At 61.5% G+C, this 3,917-nt stretch carries 2 protein-coding genes; both read right to left on the bottom strand.

The annotated features are described in order from the left end of the window. Positions 1-114: 114 nt before the first annotated feature. Positions 115-2,151, bottom strand: a complete 2,037-nt coding sequence (kdpB, locus tag ACP5E6_RS14945; protein WP_427955272.1) for a potassium-transporting ATPase subunit KdpB — start codon at positions 2,149-2,151, stop codon at positions 115-117. Between the two features lie 11 nt (positions 2,152-2,162). After that, the coding region (gene kdpA, locus ACP5E6_RS14940) for a potassium-transporting ATPase subunit KdpA (RefSeq protein WP_427955269.1) at positions 2,163-3,917 on the bottom strand (1,755 nt) is incomplete at its 5' end.

Here is a 3,917-nt window from a genome sequence, read left to right as displayed (position 1 = left end):
ACCGCCTGGGCGAACCCGGTGAAGGCGGCGGGCAGGGCGACGCCGAGGACGAGGGTGAACAGCAGGACGAGCGAGAGCGCGGGGCGGATTTCACGTAACATGGCGATGGTCCGATCAGGTGAAGATGTGAAAGGCGGTGAGGATCATGTCGATCGCCTTGATCCCGACGAAGGGGGCGATGATGCCACCGAGGCCGTAGACCAGAAGGTTGCGGCGCAGCAGGGCGGCGGCGCCGACCGCGCGGAACTTCACGCCGCGCAGGGCGAGCGGCACCAGCACGACGATGATCAGCGCGTTGAAGATCACCGCGGCCAGAATCGCACTTTCGGGTGAGGTGAGGTGCATGATGTTGAGCGCCTGCAGGCCGGGATAGGTCGCGACGAAGATGGCCGGCAGGATCGCGAAATATTTCGAGATGTCGTTGGCGATCGAAAACGTCGTGAGCGCCCCACGGGTGATCAGCAACTGCTTGCCGATTTCGACGATCTCGATCAGCTTGGTCGGGTCGCTGTCCAGATCGACCATGTTGCCCGCCTCGCGCGCCGCCTGCGTCCCGGTCTGCATCGCGACCCCGACATCCGCCTGCGCCAGCGCCGGCGCATCGTTGGTGCCGTCGCCGCACATGGCGACCAGGCGGCCTTCCTCCTGCGCTTTGCGGATGTAGCCGAGCTTGTCCTGCGGGGTGGCTTCGGCGATCACGTCGTCCACCCCCGCTTCGGCGGCGATGGCGGCGGCGGTGATGCGGTTGTCGCCGGTGACCATGATGGTGCGGATGCCCATGCGGCGCAGATCGGCGAAACGCTCCTTGATGCCGGGCTTGACGATGTCCTTCAACTCGATCGCGCCGAGCAACCGCCCATCCACCGCCAGAGCCAACGGCGTCGATCCGGCCCGGGCGATGCGCGAGACCGCCTCGGTGAACGCCGCAGGCGGCGCGCCGCCGGTCAGTTTCAGCACCGAATCGACCGCCCCCTTGCGCCAGGATCGACCACCGGAGTCGATACCGGACACCCGCGTATTGGCACTGAACGGCACCAGCGTCGCGTTGGTCGGCACCATCGTCGTGATCTGATAACGATCGCGCATCAGCGCCACGATCGAGCGACCCTCCGGCGTCTCATCGCCCATCGAAGCGCAGGCGGCAGCCTCGGCGAGCACAAGCTCATCGACCCCCGGCACCGGATAGATCGCCGAGGCCATGCGGTTACCGAACGTAATCGTCCCGGTCTTGTCGAGCAACAACGCATCGACATCCCCCGCCGCCTCCACCGCGCGGCCCGAGGTTGCAACCACGTTGAACCGGATCAGCCGATCCATCCCCGCAATGCCGATCGCCGACAGCAACCCCCCGATCGTGGTCGGAATCAGGCAGACGAACAACGCCGCCAGCACCGCGATCGACAGATGGGTTTTGGAATAGGAAGCAAACCCCGGCAAACTCGCCACCGCAATGACGAAAATCACCGTCAGCCCTGCCAGCAGAATATCGAGCGCAATCTCATTCGGCGTCTTCCGCCGCTCGGCCCCCTCCACCAGCGCAATCATCCGATCCAGAAACGTCGAACCCGGCTCGGCCGTAATCCGGATGACCAGGAAATCCGACACCACCTGCGTCCCCCCCGTCACCGCCGAACGATCGCCCCCGGCCTCGCGAATCACCGGTGCCGACTCCCCGGTAATCGCACTCTCGTTCACACTCGCAATCCCCTCGATGATCTCGCCATCCGACGGAATGATGTCACCCACCTCCACCAGCACCAGATCATCCCTATGCAACTCCGGCGCCGGCGTCGGCTTGAACATCGTCCGGTCGCGCGGATCGAGAATCAACTTCGCCATCGTGTCCGACCGCGCCCGCCGCAACGCATCCGCCCGCACCCGCCCGCGGCCCTCGGCCACCGCCTCGGCAAAAGTTGCAAACAACACGGTGATCCAGAGCCAGATCGCGATCACGATGGAGAAAGCGGCGGGCCGGCCCGCGATGAGTTCGCGAACGCCAACCACGGTCACCAGCATCGCAATGATTTCAGTGGTAAAAATTACGGGGTTCCGCATCAGACTGCGGGGATTGAGTTTGGACACGGCATCGCGCGAAGCGCGGACCAGGATAGCACGATCGAACAGACCGATCGTATCGGCTTGGTTTGACATGACCGGGTTCCTCAGAATGTCTTGCCGGCGAGCAGCAGATAATGTTCGGCAAGCGGGCCGAGCGTGTCGGCCGGCATGTATTGCAGGCCTCCGAGAATGATGATCACACCGATCAGCAGACCCACGAACAGCGGCCCGTCGGTCGGAAAGGTTCCCGCCGAGTGGGGCAGTTTCGGCTTCAGCGCCAGGGAGCCGCTCATCGCCAGAACAGGCAGCAGCACCGCGAAGCGACCGAACAGCATGGCCGCGCCAAGTCCATAATTCAGCAGCGGCGTGTTAGCGGAAAGCCCAGCAAACGCGCTACCATTGTTTTCAGTGGTGGAGGTCCAGGCGTAGAGCATTTCCGTTAACCCATGCGGTCCGGCATTATCGAGCGAACCGAGCCCAGATTGGGTCAGAAGCGAGAATGCCGCGCCGGCTAGAATGAACAGGGTTTGGATCAGAACCGCAAGCATCGCGAGTTTGATTTCTTTGGCCTGGATTTTCTTGCCAAGATATTCGGGGGTTCGCCCGACCATGAGACCAGCGACGAATACGGCGAGAAGGGCGAACAGGACCATGCCGTAGAGGCCGGAACCAACCCCGCCTGGTGTGACCTCGTCAAGCTGCATCAGGAACAGGGGAATCAAGCCACCGAGCGGCATATAGCTGTCAGTCATCGAATTGACCGCGCCAGTCGAGGTGCCGGTGGCCGCCGTGTTGAAGGTGGTTGATTGAACGATCCCGAACCGCGCTTCCTTGCCCACCATATTGCCAGGAGTCGCCGAAATTCCGGCATGAACCAGAATGGGATTATTCGCCGCCTCAGCCGCATAGGTACCGACCATGGCAACACCAAGTATGATCGCCATCGCCGCAAACAATGCGATACCCTCACGCTTGCGGCTGATCATATGACCGAACGCGATCGGTAAGGCGAACCCGATCACCAGCAATAACCAGATTTCCAGCAGGTTGGTCAGGCCGGTAGGGTTCTCGAAGGGATGCGCCGAATTGGCGTTGAAGAACCCTCCCCCATTCGTGCCGAGTTCCTTGATCGCCTCCATCAGGGCCACCGGACCGCGTGCAATCGTTTGTGTGCCGCCGACCAGCGTGTGGATTTGCGCAAAGGGCGCGAACGTCATTGGCACGCCGGAGGCAAGCAAGAGAAGGCCACCAACCAAGGCGAAGGGTAAAAGTAGATAGAGGGTGATCCGCGTAATATCGACGTAAACGTTACCCAGCGTCTTCAATCCACCGCCGACGAACGCACGCATCAATGCCGCCGCGACCGCGATGCCGGCGGCCGCGGAGGCAAACATATGAACCGCCAAGCCGAACATCTGCACGCCGTTGGAGATCTGGCTTTCCGGTGAGTAAGCTTGCCAATTGGTATTCGTTGTAAAGCTTGCCGCCGTGTTGAACGCCAGCATCGGCGGCATGCCAGGGATATGCTGCGGGTTGAACGGCAGATAATATTGTACCCGCAGCATGACATAGAGAAGAAGGAAAAAGATGAAGCTGAACATCAGCAACGCATACGCATACCCCATCCACCCCATCTGGCGCTGACGGTCGATACCGCAGACCCGATAAATGCCGGTCTCGACCGGGGCAAGCCAACCTACCTTACCCTCGAAAATCCGCGCCATATAGGCGCCGAGAGGAAATGCTGAGCCAAGCACAAGTACGAGGACGATGGTGATGAAAAGTAATCCGGTGATTGTCATTAACAACACTTTCGAAGCTATTGTGTCGGCGGTTGTCTCTTCCGTCTGCCGGGCTAG

Source organism: Acidiphilium sp. (genome assembly GCF_049977125.1).
Classification (GTDB): domain Bacteria; phylum Pseudomonadota; class Alphaproteobacteria; order Acetobacterales; family Acetobacteraceae; genus Acidiphilium.
Note: the sequence above shows the minus strand (reverse complement) of the source record. Positions and strands in the feature narration are given on the sequence as shown.

What these genes read in the sequence shown, in the direction of transcription:
- kdpB (WP_427955272.1), bottom strand. Translation starts at nt 2,151, where the DNA reads ATGTCAAACCAAGCCGATACGATCGGTCTGTTCGATCGTGCTATCCTG.